Genomic DNA, 16,878 nt, shown 5'->3' on the forward strand with positions numbered 1-16,878 from the left:
TAAACGCGAGTGCTCGCATGACGGAATCCGGGCGCTCGACGACAAGGAGAGAGCATGCTCGCAACGCTGGAACGCGAGTCGGTGGACCTCGCCCGCCTAGACTGGCCGGTGATGGATGACACGGCAACCGCAGAGACGGTCAGCGACCCTCGGCGCGAATTCGAGGAACAGGCGATCCCGTTCATGGATCAGCTCTACGCCGCGGCGATGCGCATGACGCGCAACCCGGCTGATGCTGCTGACCTCGTGCAGGAGACCTTCGTCAAGGCGTACGGATCCTGGGCGACGTTCTCGCAGGGCACGAACCTCAAGGCGTGGCTCTATCGGATCCTCACGAACACCTACATCAACATCTACCGCAAGAAGCAGCGGGAGCCTTTCCAGGGCACGATCGACGAGCTCGAGGACTGGCAGATGGGCGGTGCGGAGTCGACCACGACCACCGCGTCGCACAGCCGTTCGGCCGAGGCGGAAGCCATCGACCACATGCCCGCATCGGTCGTCAAGGACGCGTTGCAGGCCGTACCCGAGGACTTCCGGCTGGCGGTGTACCTCGCGGACGTCGAGGGCTTCGCCTACCAGGAGATCGCGGACATCATGAAGACGCCCATCGGCACCGTGATGAGTCGCCTGCATAGAGGCAGGCGGATGCTGCGGGAGCTGCTGGCTGACTACGCCGTGGAGCGGGGAATCTCCGCGGCCGACCCGAGGAGCAAGAAATGACCGACTGCGGCTGCGACAAGGCCCGCAAGGATCTCGAGGAGTACCTCCGCAACGAGGTCTGCAACACCGAGCACACGGAGATCCGCGAGCATCTCGAGAACTGCCCGTCCTGTCGGGACGAGGCACTCGTGGCGACGACCCTCACCGAGGTCGTGGCGCGCGCCTGCAAGGAGACGGCTCCGGAGGAGCTGCGCGACCAGGTGTTCGCGCGACTGCGCGAGGTGCAGTCCGCTCAGCACTGACCGCGGGCGAGCAGCCGTCGACCCCTGAGATCGTGATGTCGGCATCCGCCCATAGGCTGGAAGCATGACGCTCATCGATTCACGCGACATCCCGGCCGATCCGACCTCCACCGAGCGACTGGCGGCGGAATCGCTGGTCTACCGGGTCGTCGACACCGCTGACGACGCACAGTCCGAGAGCTTCCAGAGGGCGATGACCCGAGGTTTCCTCGGCGCGGAGCCCGCACCGGAGGCGCTCGCCTTCGGCCGAGCGGCCTTCGAGTCGCGACGCAACATCGGCGTCCACGACGCAGCGGCGACGGACGCACCTCCGGTCGCCACGATCGACTCCTGGGTCACGCCGCTGACGCTGCCCGGTGGGGGCGAGATCCCGATGTGGGCGATCAGCGGAGTCACGGTGTCGGCCACGCACCGACGTCGCGGCATCGCGCGAGCGCTCCTCGAGGGCGAGCTCAGGGCAGCGGCGACGGCAGGAGTGCCGATCGCGGGGCTGACGGTCTCGGAGGCGACCATCTACGGCAGGTACGGCTTCGGGTCGGCTGTGCATATGTCGCGCGTCACGGTCGATACCCGTCGCGCCGGCTGGGCAGGTCCGTCTTCGGACGGCCGCGTCGAATACCTCGACCGCGAGTCGCTCGCCGCGGAACTCGGAGCGGTGCATGATCGGGTCCGCGGTCATCGTGGCGGTCAGATCCCCGGGTGGCACTCCCGCTGGACCGGCATCGCCGGCCTGTCACCGAGTGACACCGACCGCGATCAGGTGCGCGGCATCCGCTTCGTCGATGCGGACGGCGAGGTGCGCGGGGCGATGGCCTTCACCCTCAGCGAGCGCACCGGATCGTTCCGATTCGCCCTCGCCGTGCGCCTGCTGGTCGCGGAGACTCCCGAAGCGACTGCCGCCCTGTGGGGGTTCGCGCTGCAGCACGATCTCGTCGACGAGGTCACCGCCGATCTGCGTCCGCTCGACGACGCGCTTCCGTGGCTGGTTCGCGACCCGCGTGGTGTCACCCAGACGGTGCACGACCATGGCTGGCTGCGCCTGCTCGACGTCCCCGCGGCTCTCCCTGCGCGACGGTACTCGGCGCCCATCAATGTGATTCTGCGCGTTCGCGATCCGCTCGGCTTCGCGTCGGGTGACTGGCGTCTGCGCGTCGACGAGACGGGGGAGGCATCCGTCGAGGCCGTGGACGATGCCGCGGCCGTGGATGCGGAGCTCGATGTGTCCGCGCTCTCCATCCTCTATGCCGGGGGTGTGCGGGCCTCGTCTCTGCACGTCGCCGGACGGATCGATGCCGACGCCGCCGTCGTCGAAGAGCTGGACCGCGCGTTCGTGGCATTCCCCGCGCCGGCACTCGACATCTGGTACTGAACTCTCAGACGAAAGGGGCGCCTCGACCGAAGTCGAGGCGCCCCCTTCATGTCTGCCGGGTATCAGCCGAGCGTGAGGGCATCCCGCAGCAGCTTCGCCTGCTCGGCCGCGTGCACCTTCGACGAGCCCGTCGCGGGCGATGCCGAAGCCGGACGCGATACCGGACGGAAGCTGCGGTCACCCGGGACATCGGCGAAGGCGAGTGCCAGGAACGGCCAGGCTCCCTGGTTCTCCGGCTCCTCCTGCACCCACACCAGCTCGGCGTTCGGGTACGAATCGGTGATGGCCTTCAGTCCGTCGATCGGGGTCGGGTAGAGCTGCTCGAGCCTGACCAGCGCGATCTCGGGGTTCGGGTTCTTCTCGAGTTCGGCCTTGAGATCCCAGTGCACCTTGCCGGAGTGCACGAGGACGCGCTTCACGGCATTGCGATCGAGGCCCCGGTTGTCGTCGAGAACCGGCTCGAAACGGCCCTGCGTGAAGGCCTCGACCGGGCTCGTCGCCCCACGCAGACGCAGCATGGCCTTCGGGGTGAAGACGATGAGCGGCTTGCGCGGACGCGCGTAGGCCTGGCGGCGCAGCAGGTGGAAGTACGACGCGGGCGTCGAGGGGCGCGCGACGATCATGTTGTCCTGCGCGCACATCTGCAGGAACCGCTCGATGCGCGAGGAGGAGTGGTCCGGCCCCTGACCCTCGTAGCCGTGGGGGAGGAGCAGCGTGACGCTGGACTGCTGTCCCCACTTCTGCTCCGCAGCCGAGATGTACTCGTCGATGACCGACTGAGCGCCGTTGACGAAGTCGCCGAACTGGGCCTCCCACAGCACGAGGGCCTCGGGAGCCTCGACGGAGTAGCCGTACTCGAAGCCGAGCGCCGCATACTCGCTGAGGAGCGAGTCGTAGACGAAGAAGCGGCCCTGGGACTCGGAGAGGTTCGACAGCGGCAGCCACTCCTGGCCGTTCGCGCGGTCGTGCAGAGTCGCGTGACGCTGCACGAACGTGCCGCGGCGCGAGTCCTGCCCGGCGAGCCGCACGGGCGTTCCCTCGACGAGGAGCGAACCGAAGGCGAGAAGCTCGCCGAAGCCCCAGTCGATGTTGCCGTTGCGGCTCATGTCGAGACGCTTCTCGAGCTGCTGCTGCAGCTTGGGGTGCACGGTGAAGCCCTCGGGCTTGTTCACGAACGCGTCGCCGATGAGCTGGATGACCTCGTTCGAGACTCCGGTGATCTCCGGAGCGCCGACCTGCTCGTCGACCGGCGGCAGATCCTGGGCGACCGGGTTGGCACCGGTCTCGGCGGCGTGCGTCTCGGCGAACGCGATCTCCAGACGGTTCTGGAAGTCGGCCTTGGCCTCGTCGTACTCCTCTTCGGTGATGTCGCCACGACCGACGAGCGACTCCGTGTACAGCTTGCGCACCGATCGCTTCGCCTGGATCAGGTCGGTCATCAGCGGCTGCGTCATCGAGGGGTCGTCTCCCTCGTTGTGACCACGGCGGCGGTAGCAGACGAGGTCGATGACGACGTCGCGGTGGAACCGCTCGCGGTATTCGAACGCGAGCTGCGCGACGTGGATCACAGCCTCGGGGTCGTCGCCGTTCACGTGGAACACGGGTGCCTGGATGGTCTTCGCGACATCGGTCGAGTACACCGAGGAACGCGAGTCGTTCGGGAGGGTCGTGAAGCCGACCTGGTTGTTGACCACCACGTGGATCGTGCCGCCGGTGCGATACCCGCGCAGCTGAGACATCTGCAGCGTCTCGACCACCACGCCCTGACCGGCGAACGCCGCGTCGCCGTGCACGAGGATCGGCAGCCAGGCGAACGTGCCGATCGGCTTGCGGTCCTGCTTGGCGCGCACGATGCCCTCGAGGACTCCGTCGACCGTCTCGAGGTGAGACGGGTTCGCGGCCAGATACACCGGGAGCTCGGAGCCGTCATCGGCGACGAACGTTCCCTCGGTGCCCAGGTGGTACTTCACATCGCCCGAGCCGCGCTGGTTGCCGGGGGTCTGCGTGCCCTCGAACTCCTGGAACACGTGGCCGTAGGTCTTGCCCGCGATGTTCGTCAGCACGTTCAGACGGCCGCGGTGCGCCATGCCGATCGCGGCGCCCTCGAGTCCGGATGTGGCCGCACCCTGCAGGATCTCGTCGAGCAGCGGGACGAGGGACTCGCCGCCCTCGAGCGAGAACCGCTTCTGGCCGACGAACTTGGTCTGCAGGAAGGTCTCGAACGCCTCGGCCTCGTTGAGCTTGCGGAGAACCCGCAGCTGCTCGTCGTGGCCGGGCTTCTGGTACTTGACCTCGACCTTCTCCTGGAACCAGCGGCGCTGCTCGGGGTCCTGGATGTGCATGTACTCGATGCCGAGCGTGCGGCAGTACGAGTCGCGAAGGACGCCGAGGATGTCGCGCAGCTTGGCGACCCGACGGCCACCGAACCCGCCCGTCACGAACTCGCGGTCGAGATCCCAGAAGGTGAGCCCGTGGCTCTCGATCTCGAGGTCGGGGTGCGAGCGCTGGACGTACTCGAGCGGATCGATGTCGGCCATCAGGTGACCGCGCACGCGGAACGAGTTGATGAGCTCCTGCACGCGGGACTGCTTGTCGACCCGCTCGGCGAGATCCACCGCGATGTCGGGGTTCCAGCGGATGGGGGAGTACGGGATGCGCAGAGCAGCGAAGATGTCGTCGTAGAAGCCGCGCTGTCCGATCAGGAGCTCGTGGACCTTCTTCAGGAACTCGCCGGAGCCGGCGCCCTGGATGACGCGGTGGTCATAGGTGCTCGTCAACGTGATCGTCTTGCCGATCGCCAGCTCGTTGAGCGTCTTCTCGCTCGCTCCCTGGAACTCGGCCGGGTACTCGAGGGCACCGGCGCCGATGATGCAGCCCTGCCCCTTCATCAGACGAGGCACGGAGTGCACGGTGCCGATGCCGCCGGGGTTGGTGAGTGAGACCGTGGTGCCCTGGAAGTCGGCCGCCGTCAGCTTGTTGTTGCGGGCGCGCGTCACGAGGTCTTCGTAGGCGACGAGGTACTCGCTGAAGGTCAGCGTGTCGGCGCGCTTGATGCTGGGGACCATCAGAGCGCGCGTGCCGTCGGGCTTGGGCAGATCGATCGCGATGCCGAGGTTCACGTGAGCCGGAGCCACGACCGAGGGCTTGCCGTCGATCTCGGCGTAGAAGACGTTCTGGCTGCGGAACTCGTCGAGCGTGCGGATCAGCGCCCAGCCGATGAGGTGGGTGAAGCTGATCTTGCCGCCGCGCGTGCGCGCCATGTGGTTGTTGATGACGATCCGGTTGTCGATCATCAGCTTCGCGGGCACCGTGCGCACGCTCGTCGCGGTCGGAACCGTCAGCGACTCGTCCATGTTCGCGGCGAGGGTCTTGGGCAGACCGCGGAGGGGCGTGACCTTGTCCTCTTCGACGGGCTCGGCTGACTCGGGCGCCTCAGCCTTGGCTGCGGGCTTCGGAGCCTGCGCGGGGATCGGGGCTGCAGCGGCGGGCTTGGTCGTGGTCCGTGCGACGGGCTGTGCGCCGATGACCGGGATGGGCGCGGTCACGGGGTGAGCGGGCTGCTCCGTGGCGGCTGCGGGGACCGCGCTGCCGGTCGCGGCATCCGACTGGTACTTCTCGAGGATCGGCCACCACTCCTTGTCGACGGAGTCGCGGTTCACCTTGTACTGCTCGTAGAGCTCTTCCACGAGCCAGGAATTGGCTCCGAACCCCCCGTCGCCCCCGACGCCGGTCACCTGGTTCGACACGCTCGATCGCCCTCTTTCATCGCTGAAGTCCATATATGCACACCAGGACGCGTGATGCGTCCGGGCCCGCACACTCTCGACTTCCAAGCCTAACGTGTTTCCTCGGGCATTCGTCGAAGGCATGCGCCCTCGGCGGCGCTATCTGAGTACCGTGGGGGTATGGAGTTCTCCGGTGAGTCACCCGCAGTCGATCTGACCTATTCCGACGTGTTCCTCGTGCCGCGACGATCGGCTGTCACGAGTCGTCTGCAGGTCGATCTGGCGCCGCAGGACGGGACTCCCGCGACGCTCCCGATCGTGGCCTCGAACATGAATTCCATCACCGGTCCTCGGCTCGCCGCGGTGCTCGCACGGCGGGGCGGGCTCGGAGTGCTTCCGCAGGACATGCCCCTGCAGGGGCTGGACGCCGCGATCCGCGATGTCAAGGCGCAGCCGGTGCTGTGGGACACGCCGATCGTGCTGCCGCCCGAGGCGTCGGTGGCGGATGCCCTTCGTCTGATGCCGGCCACCGCCGGGCACGGCATCGTCGTCGCCACGGGAGAGGCACCGCACGATGCGGAGAGGATCCTCGGCGTCCTGCCCGCGACACGGCTGGCGACCGCGCTGCCCGATGCGCAGCTGGGCGATCTCGTGCACGTCGGTACACCGTCGCTCGACGCCGACGACATCGGATCCGAGCGTCATGCGTTCGACGTGATCACCGACGCGGGCGTCGACATGGTCACGATCACGCACCACGGACATCTCGTGGGCACCCTCAGCGCGCGCAGTGCTCTGCGCTCGACGCTGTATCGGCCGGCCCTGGACCGCGACGGCCGTCTCGCCGTCGCGGCGGCGGTCGGCATCAACGGAGACGTCGCCGCCAAGGCGAAGGCACTGGCGGCCGCAGGCGTCGACGTGCTCGTGGTCGACACGGCGCACGGGCACCAGGAGGGGATGCTGCGTGCGCTGAGCGCCGTGGCCGCTCTGGACCTCGGCATCCCGATCGTGGCGGGGAACATCGTCACCGCCGACGGCGTCAAGGACCTCGTCGAGGCGGGCGCCTCGATCCTCAAGGTCGGCGTGGGGCCCGGCGCCATGTGCACGACGCGGATGATGACCGCGGTCGGCCGCCCGCAGTTCTCCGCCGTGCTCGAGACCGCAGAAGCGGCACGCGAGCAGGGCGCGCACGTCTGGGCGGACGGGGGTGTGCGATATCCGCGCGATGTGGCGCTCGCGCTCGCCGCCGGCGCAGCATCCGTCATGGTCGGCTCCTGGTTCGCCGGGACGATCGAAGCGCCCGGAGAGCTGCAGAGCGACGCGGAGGGCCGTCTCTACAAGGAATCCTGGGGGATGGCCTCGACGAAGGCGGTGCAGGCCCGATTCGGACGCCTCGATGCCTATGAGCGCGCACGGAAGGAGCTGTTCGCGGAGGGGATCTCCTCGTCGAAGATCTACCTCGATCCGCTGCGCCCGGGACTCGAGGACCTGCTCGACATGATCACCTCGGGCGTGCGGTCGTCGTTCACCTATGCCGGTGCGTCTTCGGTGCCCGAGTTCCACGACAGGGCGCTCGTCGGGCTTCAGTCCGCGGCCGGATACGAAGAGGGCAAGGCGCTGCCGGTCAGCTGGTAGCGGTCCGTCCTCCGTCGCACCGGCATCCCGTAGAATCGTGGACACCATGGACGACCCTCCCAGTTGTAGTACATCGCCCCACTGCCTGCCTCTCCACATCGGGAGGAACGACTGATGGACTACATCCTCTTGGGCGTGGGGCTTCTGCTCACTGTGGGCACGGGGCTGTTCGTCGCGAGCGAGTTCGCGCTGGTCAATCTCGACCGTGCCGACCTCGAAGCCCGCCAGGCCCGGGGCGAGTCCCGCCTGTCGCTGACGATCAGCGCACTCAAGCACACCTCGACCCACCTGTCGTCCGCCCAGCTCGGCATCACCCTGACGACGCTGCTGACCGGGTACACGATGGAGCCGGCGCTCTCGAACCTCCTCGGTCCGACGCTCGTCGCGTGGAGCATCCCCGACGCGGCCGTCGGCCCGATCGCCACCATCGTCGCCATGCTGGTCGCCACGGTGCTGTCGATGATTCTCGGCGAGCTCGTTCCGAAGAACTTCGCTCTCGCTCTGCCGCTCGCGACTGCGAAGCTCGTCATCCCGTTCCAGGTCGCCTTCACCACCGTCTTCAAGCCCGCCGTCGTCGTGCTCAACGGCAGCGCGAACGGGGTCCTGCGGAGCATCGGCATCGAGCCGAAGGAGGAGCTCTCGGGCGCCCGCAGCGCAGAAGAGCTCTCCTCTCTCGTGCGTCGTTCGGCGAGCGCCGGGCTGCTCGAAGCCGACACCGCCAGCCTGCTGGACCGCACCCTGACGTTCTCGCGGTTGACGGCCGCCGATGTGATGACGGCTCGGCCGAGCATGCATGCGCTCGCCGTCGGAGACTCGGCGGACGACGTCATCCAGCTCGCTCGCCGGACGGGGCACAGTCGCTTCCCGGTGTACGACGACGATCTCGACGACATCACGGGTGTCGTGCACCTCAAGGCCGCGATCTCCGTGCCGCGCGAGCGACGCGGCGAGGTCCCTGTCGGCGCGCTCTCGACCGATCCGCTGCGCGTGCCGGAGACCGTGCACGTCGATGCGCTCATCTCTGAGCTCAGAGCCCGCGGATATCAGCTGGCGGTGGTCGTCGACGAGTACGGCGGAACTGCCGGTCTCGTCACGCTGGAGGACCTCGTGGAGGAACTCGTTGGCGAGGTCTCCGACGAGCACGACCGCACGCGCGCCGGTGTCGTCCGCAATCGGGACGGCATCACGTTCCCCGGGGAGCTGCGGCCCGACGAGCTGCGCCGCAGAGCGGGCGTGGAGGTTCCCGAGGGAGATGTGTACGACACCGTGGGCGGGTATGTCATGAGCGTCCTCGAGCGCGTGCCGTCGGTGGGCGACGAGGTCGCCCTCGACACGGGCACGCTCCAGGTCGTCCGGATGGACGGTCGCCGCGTCGATCGGATCCGCTACGTTCCGAGTCCGGATCTGCCGGGAGAGGTGGTCGGACGATGAACGACTGGGGAGGACTGGCCTGGCTGGTCGTGCTGCTGGTGGCGAACGCGTTCTTCGTGGGCGCAGAGTTCGCGGTGATCTCCGCGCGTCGATCGCAGATCGAGCCGAAGGCCGACCGCGGGTCGCGCTCGGCCAAGACCGCGCTCTACGCGATGGAGCACGCGACGCTGATGCTCGCGACCTCGCAGCTGGGCATCACCATCTGCTCGCTGCTGATCCTGAACGTCTCAGAGCCCGCCATCCACCATCTGCTCGCTGTGCCGCTGCACGCGATCGGCTGGTCGGACGGCGTCGTCGACGCGGTGTCGTTCACGATCGCCCTGCTCATCGTGTCGTTCCTTCACGTCGTGTTCGGTGAGATGGTGCCGAAGAACCTCGCGTTCTCGGTGCCGGATCGCGCGGTGCTCATACTCGCGCCGCCGCTCGTGTTGGTGTCGAAGATCTTCATGCCGGTGATCTGGCTGCTGAACGCGGCCGCCAACGGCGTGCTGCGGCTGTTCCGGGTCGAGCCCAAGAACGAGGCGGCGTCGACGTTCACACTCGACGAGGTCGCGACGATCGTCGACCAGTCACGGCGCGAGGGCGTGCTCACCGACACGGCGGGCACGGTCGCGGCCGCCGTGGAGTTCACCGACAAGAAGGCTCGCGACGTGGCTGTTCCGCTCAGCGATCTCGTGACCCTTCCGCAGTCCACGACGCCCGACGACATCGAGAAGGCCGTCGCCCGGTACGGATTCTCGCGCTACGTGATCGTCGACGACGAGGGTGCGCCGGTCGGGTACGTCCACCTGAAGGACATCCTGCGGGCGTCGGACGGACCGGGCTCTGCCGCGAAGCTGGTCGAGCCGCTGCCCTCGAAGCGCATCAACCACATGGTGCCGATCCAGGAGGACACGGATCTGGAAGACGCACTCGCGGTGATGCGCCGAGCGGGTCGACACCTGGCGAAGGTGCGCGACTCCCAGGGGCGCACGACCGCCGTGCTCTTCCTGGAGGACATCCTCGAGGAGCTCGTGGGGGAGGTGCAGGACGCGACCCGTCGCATCCGCGGCCACTGAGCCGCACACATGACGAAGGCCTCGGTCCGTAGCGGACCGAGGAATTCGCCATGGGCGGTGGTCAGCGCCAGTGCGCACGCTCGTACTGCGGCGGCCAGGTGATGTCCGCGCCGAGTTCGTGCGCGGCGCGGAGCGCGAAGTGCGGGTCGCGCAGCCACTCCCGGCCGGCGAAGATCGCGTCGGCGGCCCCGTCGGCGAGCACCTGCTCGGCCTGTTCGGCAGCGGTGATCAGGCCCACGGCGGACACCGGGATGCGTCCGCCCTGGCGTACCGACTCGGCCAGCGGCACCTGGTATCCGGGGAACACGCTGATCTGCTGATGCGCGACGAGCCCGCCGCTGGAGACGTCGATGAGATCGGCCCCGTGCTCGGTGGCCCAGGTGCTCACCGTCGCCGCCTCCTCGGGCGTGAACCCGCCCTCGGCGTGATCGGTCGCCGAGATGCGGACGAACACCGGCACATCGTCACCGGCGACCTCGCGGATCGCGTCGACCACCCGGAGGAGCAGCCGAGCCCGGTTCTCGAGCGATCCGCCGTACTCGTCGTCCCGCAGGTTCGACAGAGGAGAGAGGAACTGGTGCAGCAGATATCCGTGTGCGCCGTGGACCTCGAGCACGTCGAAGCCGGCGTCGAGCGCCCGTCGAGTGGCGGCGGCGAATCCCGCCACGACGGCGTCGATGCCGGCCGCATCGAGTGCGACCGGTGCGGCGAAGCCCTCGAAGGCGATCGCGGACGGGGCCGTGGTCGTCCATCCGCCGTCGGTCTCGGGCACGGATCCGCGCTCGTCGGCCCAGGGCCACCAGGTCGACGCCTTGCGGCCGGCGTGCGCCAATTGGATGCCCGCAGCGGCACCGCGCGAGTGGATCGCCTCGACGATCGGCGCCCAGGCGTCGCGCTGCTCGTCGTTCCAGAGCCCGGCGTCTCGCGGTGAGATGCGACCTTCCGGCACGACAGCGGTCGCCTCGGCGACGATCAGACCCGCGCCGCCGGAGGCGAACTGCGCGAGGTGAGTGTGGTGCCACTCCTGCACGACGCCGTCCACCGCGCTGTACATGCACATGGGGGACACCCAGAGCCGGTTGCGGAAAGCGGAGGAACGGATGCTCAGGGGAGAGAAGAGAATGCTCACCCCTCGACGCTACTGTGCGGCTGGGGCGAGGAGGGCCGTCGCACTAACGTGGAGTCATGCCCGACGCACGCGATTGGTCCCGCGACGACACCGCCCGCCTCCTGCGCGTGCCGGGCGCGGATGACGACAAGTACTCCCGCGGGGTCGTGGGCCTGCGCACCGGGTCTTCGGAGTACCCCGGCGCAGCCGTGCTCGGCGTGGAAGCGGCGTGGCGTGCCGGAGCAGGATTCGTCCGGTATATCGGTGAGGGACGAGCGGCGGATGCCGTGATCGCTCGCCGCCCCGAGACGGTGGTCAGCCCGCGGGCCGCCGGCGCACGCGTCGGCGCCTGGGTCATCGGATCGGGGACGAATGCCGCGAGCAGGACCTCCGACGAGGAACGCGAGCTCCGCGACCTGCTCGACGGCTCCGTCCCGGTGGTCGTCGACGCGGGGGCACTGGATCTCGCGCCCGGGAGCCGCGCGCCGCTCGTGCTGACGCCGCATCGACGCGAGTTCGAGCGGCTGCAGACTCAGCTCGGCTTCGCCGGTGACGATGATCGGGCGACCGCGGTCGCCCGCGTGGCGAGCGAGATCGACGCGACCGTGCTGCTGAAGGGCGCGCAGACGCTGATCGCAGACCCCGACGGCGGCGTCATCCGAGTGGAGGCAGGCACCGGCTGGCTGGCGACGGCCGGCACCGGTGATGTCCTCGGGGGTGTTCTCGGAGCGCTGCTCGCGGGCGACGTCGACGCATCGACTGCGGAGATCGCGGCCGCCGCCGCCTGGCTGCACGGTCACGCCGGGCGCATCGCTGCGGGCATCGGCGCAATCGGCGGCGCGCAGGGGCATCCGATCGTCGCCCTGGATGTCGCGGAGGCTCTTCCTCGCGCGATCGCGGACGTCATCGCGTGAGTCGCACCACGACGGTTCGTCTCGTCGCGCTGTGGAGCGCGTTCGCGACCGTGCATATCGCGATCGCGGTCATGGGGTGGCTGTACCCGAGCCAGCCGATGGGCGACGTGGTGCTGGTCTACGAACCCTGGTCGACCGCCGCGCTCTCGGGAGGAGCGATCGTCGGGATCACCGAGTCGTGGGTCTATCCCCAGCTCGCGCTCGTTCCCATGCTGCTCGCCAAGGTCCTGTCGGCCCCGCTCATCGCCGTCGTGGGCGCCTCGGAGGCCTATCTGATCGCGTGGGCTGCGCTTGTGACGGTGCTCGATGCGATCGCCTTCGCGGTGCTTCTCGGCCGCGCATCATCTCGGCCGCGGCGTGCGGCGGCGTGGTTCTGGGTCGCCGCCCTGCTTCTGCTCGGCCCGATCGCGATGTACCGCATCGACGCGATCACCGTGCCTCTGGCGGTGATCGGCGGGCTCTGGCTGGTCCGTCGCCCCGCTGCGGCAGCCGCGCTGCTGACGATCGGCGCCTGGATCAAGATCTGGCCGGCCGCCCTCGTGCTCGCCGCCGTGGTCGCGCTCGTGAGCAGGATGCGGGTCCTCCTCACGGCTGCAGCCGTGTCCGCCGTCGTCATCTCGCTGCTTTTCCTGCTCGGAGCCGACACCGAGATCTTCGGATTCCTGACGGAGCAGACCGGGCGGGGCCTCCAGATCGAAGCCGTCGCGGCGACCCCGTTCCTCTGGCTCGCGATCTCGGGTGCCGCTCGCATCGAGTACAGCTTCGACATCCTGACCTTCCAGATCAGTGCTCAGGGTGCGGACGCGGTCAGTGCGGTGCTCACACCGCTGATGGCGGTCCTCGTGGTCGTCGTGATGGTCGTCGGGGGACTCAAGGCTGCGCGGGGCGCATCGTCGGCGCGGCTGTTGCCTCCTCTCGCGCTGAGTCTCGTCACGACCCTGATCGTGATGAACAAGGTGGGCTCGCCGCAGTTCCAGACGTGGCTGATCGCTCCGGTCATCCTGTGGTTCGTCTTCGACCGCGCACGAGCCGTCTGGCCCGCCGTGCTCGTGCTCGCGCTCTGTGCCCTCACGTGCCTGGTCTACCCGCTCAGCTACGACGCGCTGCTGCGCGCGGAGCTGCTGCCCATCGTCATCCTGACCGCGCGGAACGTCCTCCTCATCGTGCTCCTCGCCGTCGGCATCCGCGCCGTCGTCCGTGTGCCCGCCCGCAATCCGTCCACCACCCGGGAGTGAACCCATGTTGATCGCCTTCTCCGTCGCGCCGAGCGGCACACCCTCCGACGGATCGGAGCGCTCAGACGCGTCGGTCCACGACGCGGTCGCCGCCGCCGTGCGGGTCGTGCGCGAGTCGGGACTGCCGCACCGCACGACCAGCATGTTCACCGAGATCGAAGGACCGGACTGGGACTCGGTGATGGACGTCGTCAAGCGCGCGACCGAGGCCGTGATGCCGTTCGGGTCGCGGGTCTCGCTGGTGCTCAAGGCTGACATCCGACCCGGGTACGCGGGGGAGCTCGATGCGAAGATCGAGCGGCTCGAAGCGGCGATCGACGACTCGGACACCCCGTAGACTCGACGGGTGAATCCCTCGACTGAATCGAGGGGTGCGGCGAAGTGGGCGCTCCTCTCCCTCGCCATCGGCAGCTTCGGCATCGGCATGACCGAGTTCGTCGTCATGGGCCTGCTGCCCAACATCGCTGACGAGCTGCTGCCCACGCTGTGGGCCAGCAGCCCCGAAGACGCGCTGAGCCAGGCCGGCTGGCTGATCTCGCTCTACGCTCTCGGCGTCGTCGTCGGAGCTCCCACGATCGCCGGCTTCGTCGCGCGCTACCCGCGGCATCGCGTGATGATCGGGCTGGCTCTGGCGCTGACCCTGTTCAACGCGCTCACGGTCTTCCTCCCGACCTTCGAACTCGTCGGTGCCTCGCGATTCCTCGCGGGGCTGCCTCACGGCGCCTACTTCGGCATCGGCGCGCTGGTCGCGGCTGACGTGATGGGGCCGGGCAACCGAGCCAAGGGCGTCGCCTTCATCCTCACCGGATTGACGGTGGCGAACGTGGTCGGGGTGCCGTTCGGGACCTTCCTCGGTCAGCTCTGGGGGTGGCGGGCAGCCTTCGCGGTCGTGACCCTCGTCTTCGCCCTCGCGACCGTCTGCATCATCTTCTTCGTGCCCGAGCATCCCGGCTCTCCCGGCCGGACCATGCGCGAGGAGCTCGGCGTGTTCCGCATCCCGCAGGTCTGGTTCACGCTCGGCGTCGGTGCGATCGGGTTCGGCGGCTTCTTCGCGGTCTACAGCTACATCGCGCCCCTGGTGACCGAGGTGGCGGGCTCTCCCGAGTGGGCGGTGCCGATCGTGCTGGTGCTGATGGGATTGGGCATGACCGCCGGCAACCTCGTCGGCGGGCATCTCGCCGACATCGACCTGCGACGCACGCTGCTCTTCGGACTCGCAGCGATGGCGCTCGTGTTCGCACTCCTCGCCGTGCTCGCATTCTGGATCGTCAGCCTCGCCCTCCTCGTATTCGTGGTGGGCTTCGTGTCCTCGGTGCTCAGCCCGACGATCCAGACGCGGTTGATGGATGTCGCCGGAGACAATCAGTCGATCGCCGCCGCGATGAACCACTCTGCGCTCAACATCGGCAACAGCCTCGGCGCGTTCCTCGGCGGCATGGTGATCGCGGCCGGATGGGGCTTCGTCGCGCCGTCGTGGACGGGGGCGGCCCTCGCCGTCGCGGGCCTCGTGATCGCGTTGCTGTCGTATCGCACAGAGGCGCGCAAGCCCGTCCTCGTTCAGGCCTGAGCGGCATTGCGCCTCATAGAGTGAGGCTGTGACCGATCTCGACCATCTGCCCGTCGCCGGGACGGCCGTGCTGCTGCGCTCGACACCCGGCGGCTTCGCTGTGCTGCTGATGCGCCGGCCGGATCGCGGTTCGTTCGCCGGTGCGTGGGTGTTCCCGGGCGGCAAGGTGGAGCCGTCCGACCGCCGCGCGGGGGCGGAGGAGAGCGACGACGCGCGTCGAGCGGCGATCCGTGAGACGCGTGAGGAGGTCGGCCTGACGATCGCCGATCCGGTGCTGCTGTCCCGCTGGCAGCCGCCGGCTGAGGCGCCGATCCGCATCCGGACATGGTTCTTCCTCGCCGGAGCGCCGGAAGGGGACCTGCGGTTCGCGCCCGGCGAGGTCGTCGACGCGGTCTGGCTGAGCCCTGTCGAAGCTCTGTCGAGGCATGCCACGGGGGAGTGGACGCTCTTCCCGCCGACCTGGGTCACCCTGCATCAGCTCAGCCGGTTCGACACGGCCGAGGACGCTCTCGCGTCGGCTGGCGATGCGCAGCACTTCGCGACCCGAGTGGTCCAGTCGCCACAGGGCACCGACTTCGAGTGGGAGGGCCTACGGCTGCGCACCGGATCCCTGCCGTGGACGATCGATCCGATCTAGCTCGCGAGCAGTCGCCGCAGGTTGCTGCCGACCGCCTCGGTCTCGATGAGGAAGCCGTCATGCCCGAAATCGCTGTTCAGCACCACGGCTTCGGTGCCGTCGAGGGTGTTCGGGATGCTGCGGGAGATGCGGTGCTGGCCGTCGACGGGGAAGAGGCGGTCGCTGTCGATGCCGAGGACGAGCGTCGTCGCCGTCACGGCGCGCAGCGCCTCTTCGACCCCGCCGCGATCGCGGCCGACGTCGTGCGAGTTCATCGCCTCGACGAGGGTGATGTAGCTGTTCGCGTCGAAACGGCGGGTGAACTTGTTGCCGTGGAAGTCCAGGTACGACTCGACCGCGAAACGTCCGCCATGGCCGAGAGGCGACACCCCTGACTGCCACGAGCGCTGGAACCGCTGGTTGAGCTCGATCGGACTGCGATAGTTGAGCAGTGCCATGCGACGGGCGAGCGCCAGTCCGCGGTGCGGGCCGTCGCCGTCGGCCAGATCGTAGTACTCGCCGCCCAGGAACCGGGGATCCATCCGGATGGTCTCGAGCTGCACCGTGTTCAGGGCGATCTGATCGGCTGTCGTGACCGGAGGCGACGACAGCACGGCGAGGCGAGCGACACGCTCGGGGTGCGAGACCGCCCATTCGAGCGCGTGCATCCCGCCCATGGAGCCGCCGATCACCGCGGCCCAGGTGTCGATGCCCAGCGAGTCGGCGAGGCGTACCTGCGCGGCGACCTGGTCGCGGATCGTCAGGTAGGGGAAGCGCGAGGCCCACTCGTATCCGGAGGGGGCGATGCTGGCCGGGCCGGTGGATCCCTGGCAGCCGCCGAGCATGTTGGGTGCGATGACGAACCAGCGGTCGGTGTCGAGCGGTGCTCCGGGGCCGGTGATGTCCTCCCACCAGCCGGCGGTCGGGTGTCCCGCCCCGGCGGCGCCGCGCACGTGACTGTCGCCGGTGAGCGCATGCAGGACGAGGATCGCGTTGTCCCGGTCGTCGTTCAGCTCGCCCCAGGTCTCGAACGCGAGGCGGAAGCCCGGGAGCTCGGCGCCGCTCTCGGTCGGGAAAGCGCCGAACGAGGTGAAACGCCGTCCGCCGGCCGGGTCCCCGTCGCGCCAGGCGCCGGTGGCGGGAGGTCGTGCGCGAAGCAGGCGCACGTCGGCCTCCGTCACGGGCGCCGACGGCACCGTGTCCTCAGAGGTCGTCTGCCAGTCCATGCTTCCATTCTCGCCTGACGCGCGACGCG

The 16,878-nt window shown here is 68.8% G+C and carries 14 protein-coding genes; 11 read left to right on the forward strand and 3 right to left on the reverse strand.

Annotated elements, in window-relative coordinates; genetic code table 11:
• Nucleotides 1-54: 54 nt before the first annotated feature.
• The 3 genes from SOM10_RS00615 to SOM10_RS00625 all read left to right on the forward strand — a co-directional run bounded on the left by SOM10_RS00615 (nt 55) and on the right by SOM10_RS00625 (nt 2,334).
• On the forward strand, nt 55-723 hold the full coding sequence (locus SOM10_RS00615) for a sigma-70 family RNA polymerase sigma factor (protein WP_053095676.1): 669 nt from the start codon (nt 55-57) through the stop codon (nt 721-723).
• A complete protein-coding gene (locus SOM10_RS00620; RefSeq protein WP_053095677.1) occupies nt 720-965 on the forward strand; it encodes a zf-HC2 domain-containing protein in 246 nt (81 codons plus the stop codon). Before SOM10_RS00615 ends, SOM10_RS00620 begins: the two co-directional genes overlap by 4 nt.
• A gap of 64 nt (nt 966-1,029) precedes the next feature.
• On the forward strand, nt 1,030-2,334 hold the full coding sequence (locus SOM10_RS00625) for a GNAT family N-acetyltransferase (protein WP_320487968.1): 1,305 nt from the start codon (nt 1,030-1,032) through the stop codon (nt 2,332-2,334).
• Nucleotides 2,335-2,396: 62 nt separating this feature from the next.
• Here SOM10_RS00625 and SOM10_RS00630 read toward each other — a convergent pair whose 3' ends face one another.
• On the reverse strand, nt 2,397-6,080 hold the full coding sequence (locus tag SOM10_RS00630) for a multifunctional oxoglutarate decarboxylase/oxoglutarate dehydrogenase thiamine pyrophosphate-binding subunit/dihydrolipoyllysine-residue succinyltransferase subunit (RefSeq protein WP_072591063.1): 3,684 nt from the start codon (nt 6,078-6,080) through the stop codon (nt 2,397-2,399).
• A gap of 159 nt (nt 6,081-6,239) precedes the next feature.
• Here SOM10_RS00630 and SOM10_RS00635 point away from each other — a divergent pair, with 159 nt between their 5' ends.
• From SOM10_RS00635 to SOM10_RS00645, 3 genes are all read left to right on the forward strand, one after another.
• Complete coding sequence (locus SOM10_RS00635; protein WP_320487969.1) at nt 6,240-7,694, forward strand: GuaB1 family IMP dehydrogenase-related protein; 1,455 nt, start codon at nt 6,240-6,242, stop codon at nt 7,692-7,694.
• Between the two features lie 114 nt (nt 7,695-7,808).
• A complete protein-coding gene (locus tag SOM10_RS00640) occupies nt 7,809-9,125 on the forward strand; it encodes a hemolysin family protein (protein WP_053095681.1) in 1,317 nt (438 codons plus the stop codon).
• On the forward strand, nt 9,122-10,183 hold the full coding sequence (locus SOM10_RS00645) for a hemolysin family protein (protein ID WP_053095682.1): 1,062 nt from the start codon (nt 9,122-9,124) through the stop codon (nt 10,181-10,183). The genes SOM10_RS00640 and SOM10_RS00645 overlap by 4 nt, the downstream gene beginning before the upstream one ends.
• A gap of 61 nt (nt 10,184-10,244) precedes the next feature.
• Here the strand turns inward: SOM10_RS00645 and SOM10_RS00650 are convergent, their stop codons facing one another.
• Nucleotides 10,245-11,312 (reverse strand): NADH:flavin oxidoreductase/NADH oxidase, encoded by a 1,068-nt coding sequence (locus tag SOM10_RS00650; RefSeq protein WP_320487970.1) that lies wholly within the window; start codon nt 11,310-11,312, stop codon nt 10,245-10,247.
• Between the two features lie 56 nt (nt 11,313-11,368).
• On the opposite strand from SOM10_RS00650, the gene SOM10_RS00655 reads away from it, so the two are divergent.
• The 5 genes from SOM10_RS00655 to SOM10_RS00675 are packed head-to-tail and all read left to right on the forward strand — an operon-like array spanning nt 11,369 to nt 15,644.
• On the forward strand, nt 11,369-12,205 hold the full coding sequence (locus SOM10_RS00655) for an NAD(P)H-hydrate dehydratase (protein WP_320487971.1): 837 nt from the start codon (nt 11,369-11,371) through the stop codon (nt 12,203-12,205).
• A complete protein-coding gene (locus SOM10_RS00660; protein WP_320487972.1) occupies nt 12,202-13,440 on the forward strand; it encodes a hypothetical protein in 1,239 nt (412 codons plus the stop codon). Before SOM10_RS00655 ends, SOM10_RS00660 begins: the two co-directional genes overlap by 4 nt.
• A gap of 4 nt (nt 13,441-13,444) precedes the next feature.
• Entirely contained in the window at nt 13,445-13,777 is a 333-nt protein-coding gene (locus tag SOM10_RS00665; RefSeq protein ID WP_056278282.1) for a thiamine-binding protein, read from the forward strand.
• A 9-nt stretch (nt 13,778-13,786) separates the two neighbouring features.
• Nucleotides 13,787-15,007 (forward strand): MFS transporter, encoded by a 1,221-nt coding sequence (locus SOM10_RS00670; RefSeq protein ID WP_053095686.1) that lies wholly within the window; start codon nt 13,787-13,789, stop codon nt 15,005-15,007.
• A gap of 28 nt (nt 15,008-15,035) precedes the next feature.
• Nucleotides 15,036-15,644, forward strand: a complete 609-nt coding sequence (locus SOM10_RS00675) for an NUDIX hydrolase (RefSeq protein ID WP_320487973.1) — start codon at nt 15,036-15,038, stop codon at nt 15,642-15,644.
• Here SOM10_RS00675 and metX read toward each other — a convergent pair.
• Nucleotides 15,641-16,849 (reverse strand): homoserine O-acetyltransferase MetX, encoded by a 1,209-nt coding sequence (gene metX, locus SOM10_RS00680; RefSeq protein ID WP_053095688.1) that lies wholly within the window; start codon nt 16,847-16,849, stop codon nt 15,641-15,643. The genes SOM10_RS00675 and metX overlap by 4 nt on opposite strands.
• Nucleotides 16,850-16,878 lie beyond the last annotated feature (29 nt).

Origin of the sequence: Microbacterium sp. CFBP9023 (assembly GCF_034045055.1) — a bacterium.
Classification (GTDB): Bacteria; Actinomycetota; Actinomycetes; order Actinomycetales; family Microbacteriaceae; genus Microbacterium.

Bases quoted from the DNA above. Each gene is read 5' to 3' on its own strand.
- SOM10_RS00615 (WP_053095676.1), top strand. From the start codon at position 55: ATGCTCGCAACGCTGGAACGCGAGTCGGTGGACCTCGCCCGCCTAGAC.
- SOM10_RS00620 (WP_053095677.1), top strand. From the start codon at position 720: ATGACCGACTGCGGCTGCGACAAGGCCCGCAAGGATCTCGAGGAGTAC.
- SOM10_RS00625 (WP_320487968.1), top strand. From the start codon at position 1,030: ATGACGCTCATCGATTCACGCGACATCCCGGCCGATCCGACCTCCACC.
- SOM10_RS00635 (WP_320487969.1), top strand. From the start codon at position 6,240: ATGGAGTTCTCCGGTGAGTCACCCGCAGTCGATCTGACCTATTCCGAC.
- SOM10_RS00640 (WP_053095681.1), top strand. From the start codon at position 7,809: ATGGACTACATCCTCTTGGGCGTGGGGCTTCTGCTCACTGTGGGCACG.
- SOM10_RS00645 (WP_053095682.1), top strand. From the start codon at position 9,122: ATGAACGACTGGGGAGGACTGGCCTGGCTGGTCGTGCTGCTGGTGGCG.
- SOM10_RS00655 (WP_320487971.1), top strand. From the start codon at position 11,369: ATGCCCGACGCACGCGATTGGTCCCGCGACGACACCGCCCGCCTCCTG.
- SOM10_RS00665 (WP_056278282.1), top strand. From the start codon at position 13,445: ATGTTGATCGCCTTCTCCGTCGCGCCGAGCGGCACACCCTCCGACGGA.
- metX (WP_053095688.1), bottom strand. From the start codon at position 16,849: ATGGACTGGCAGACGACCTCTGAGGACACGGTGCCGTCGGCGCCCGTG.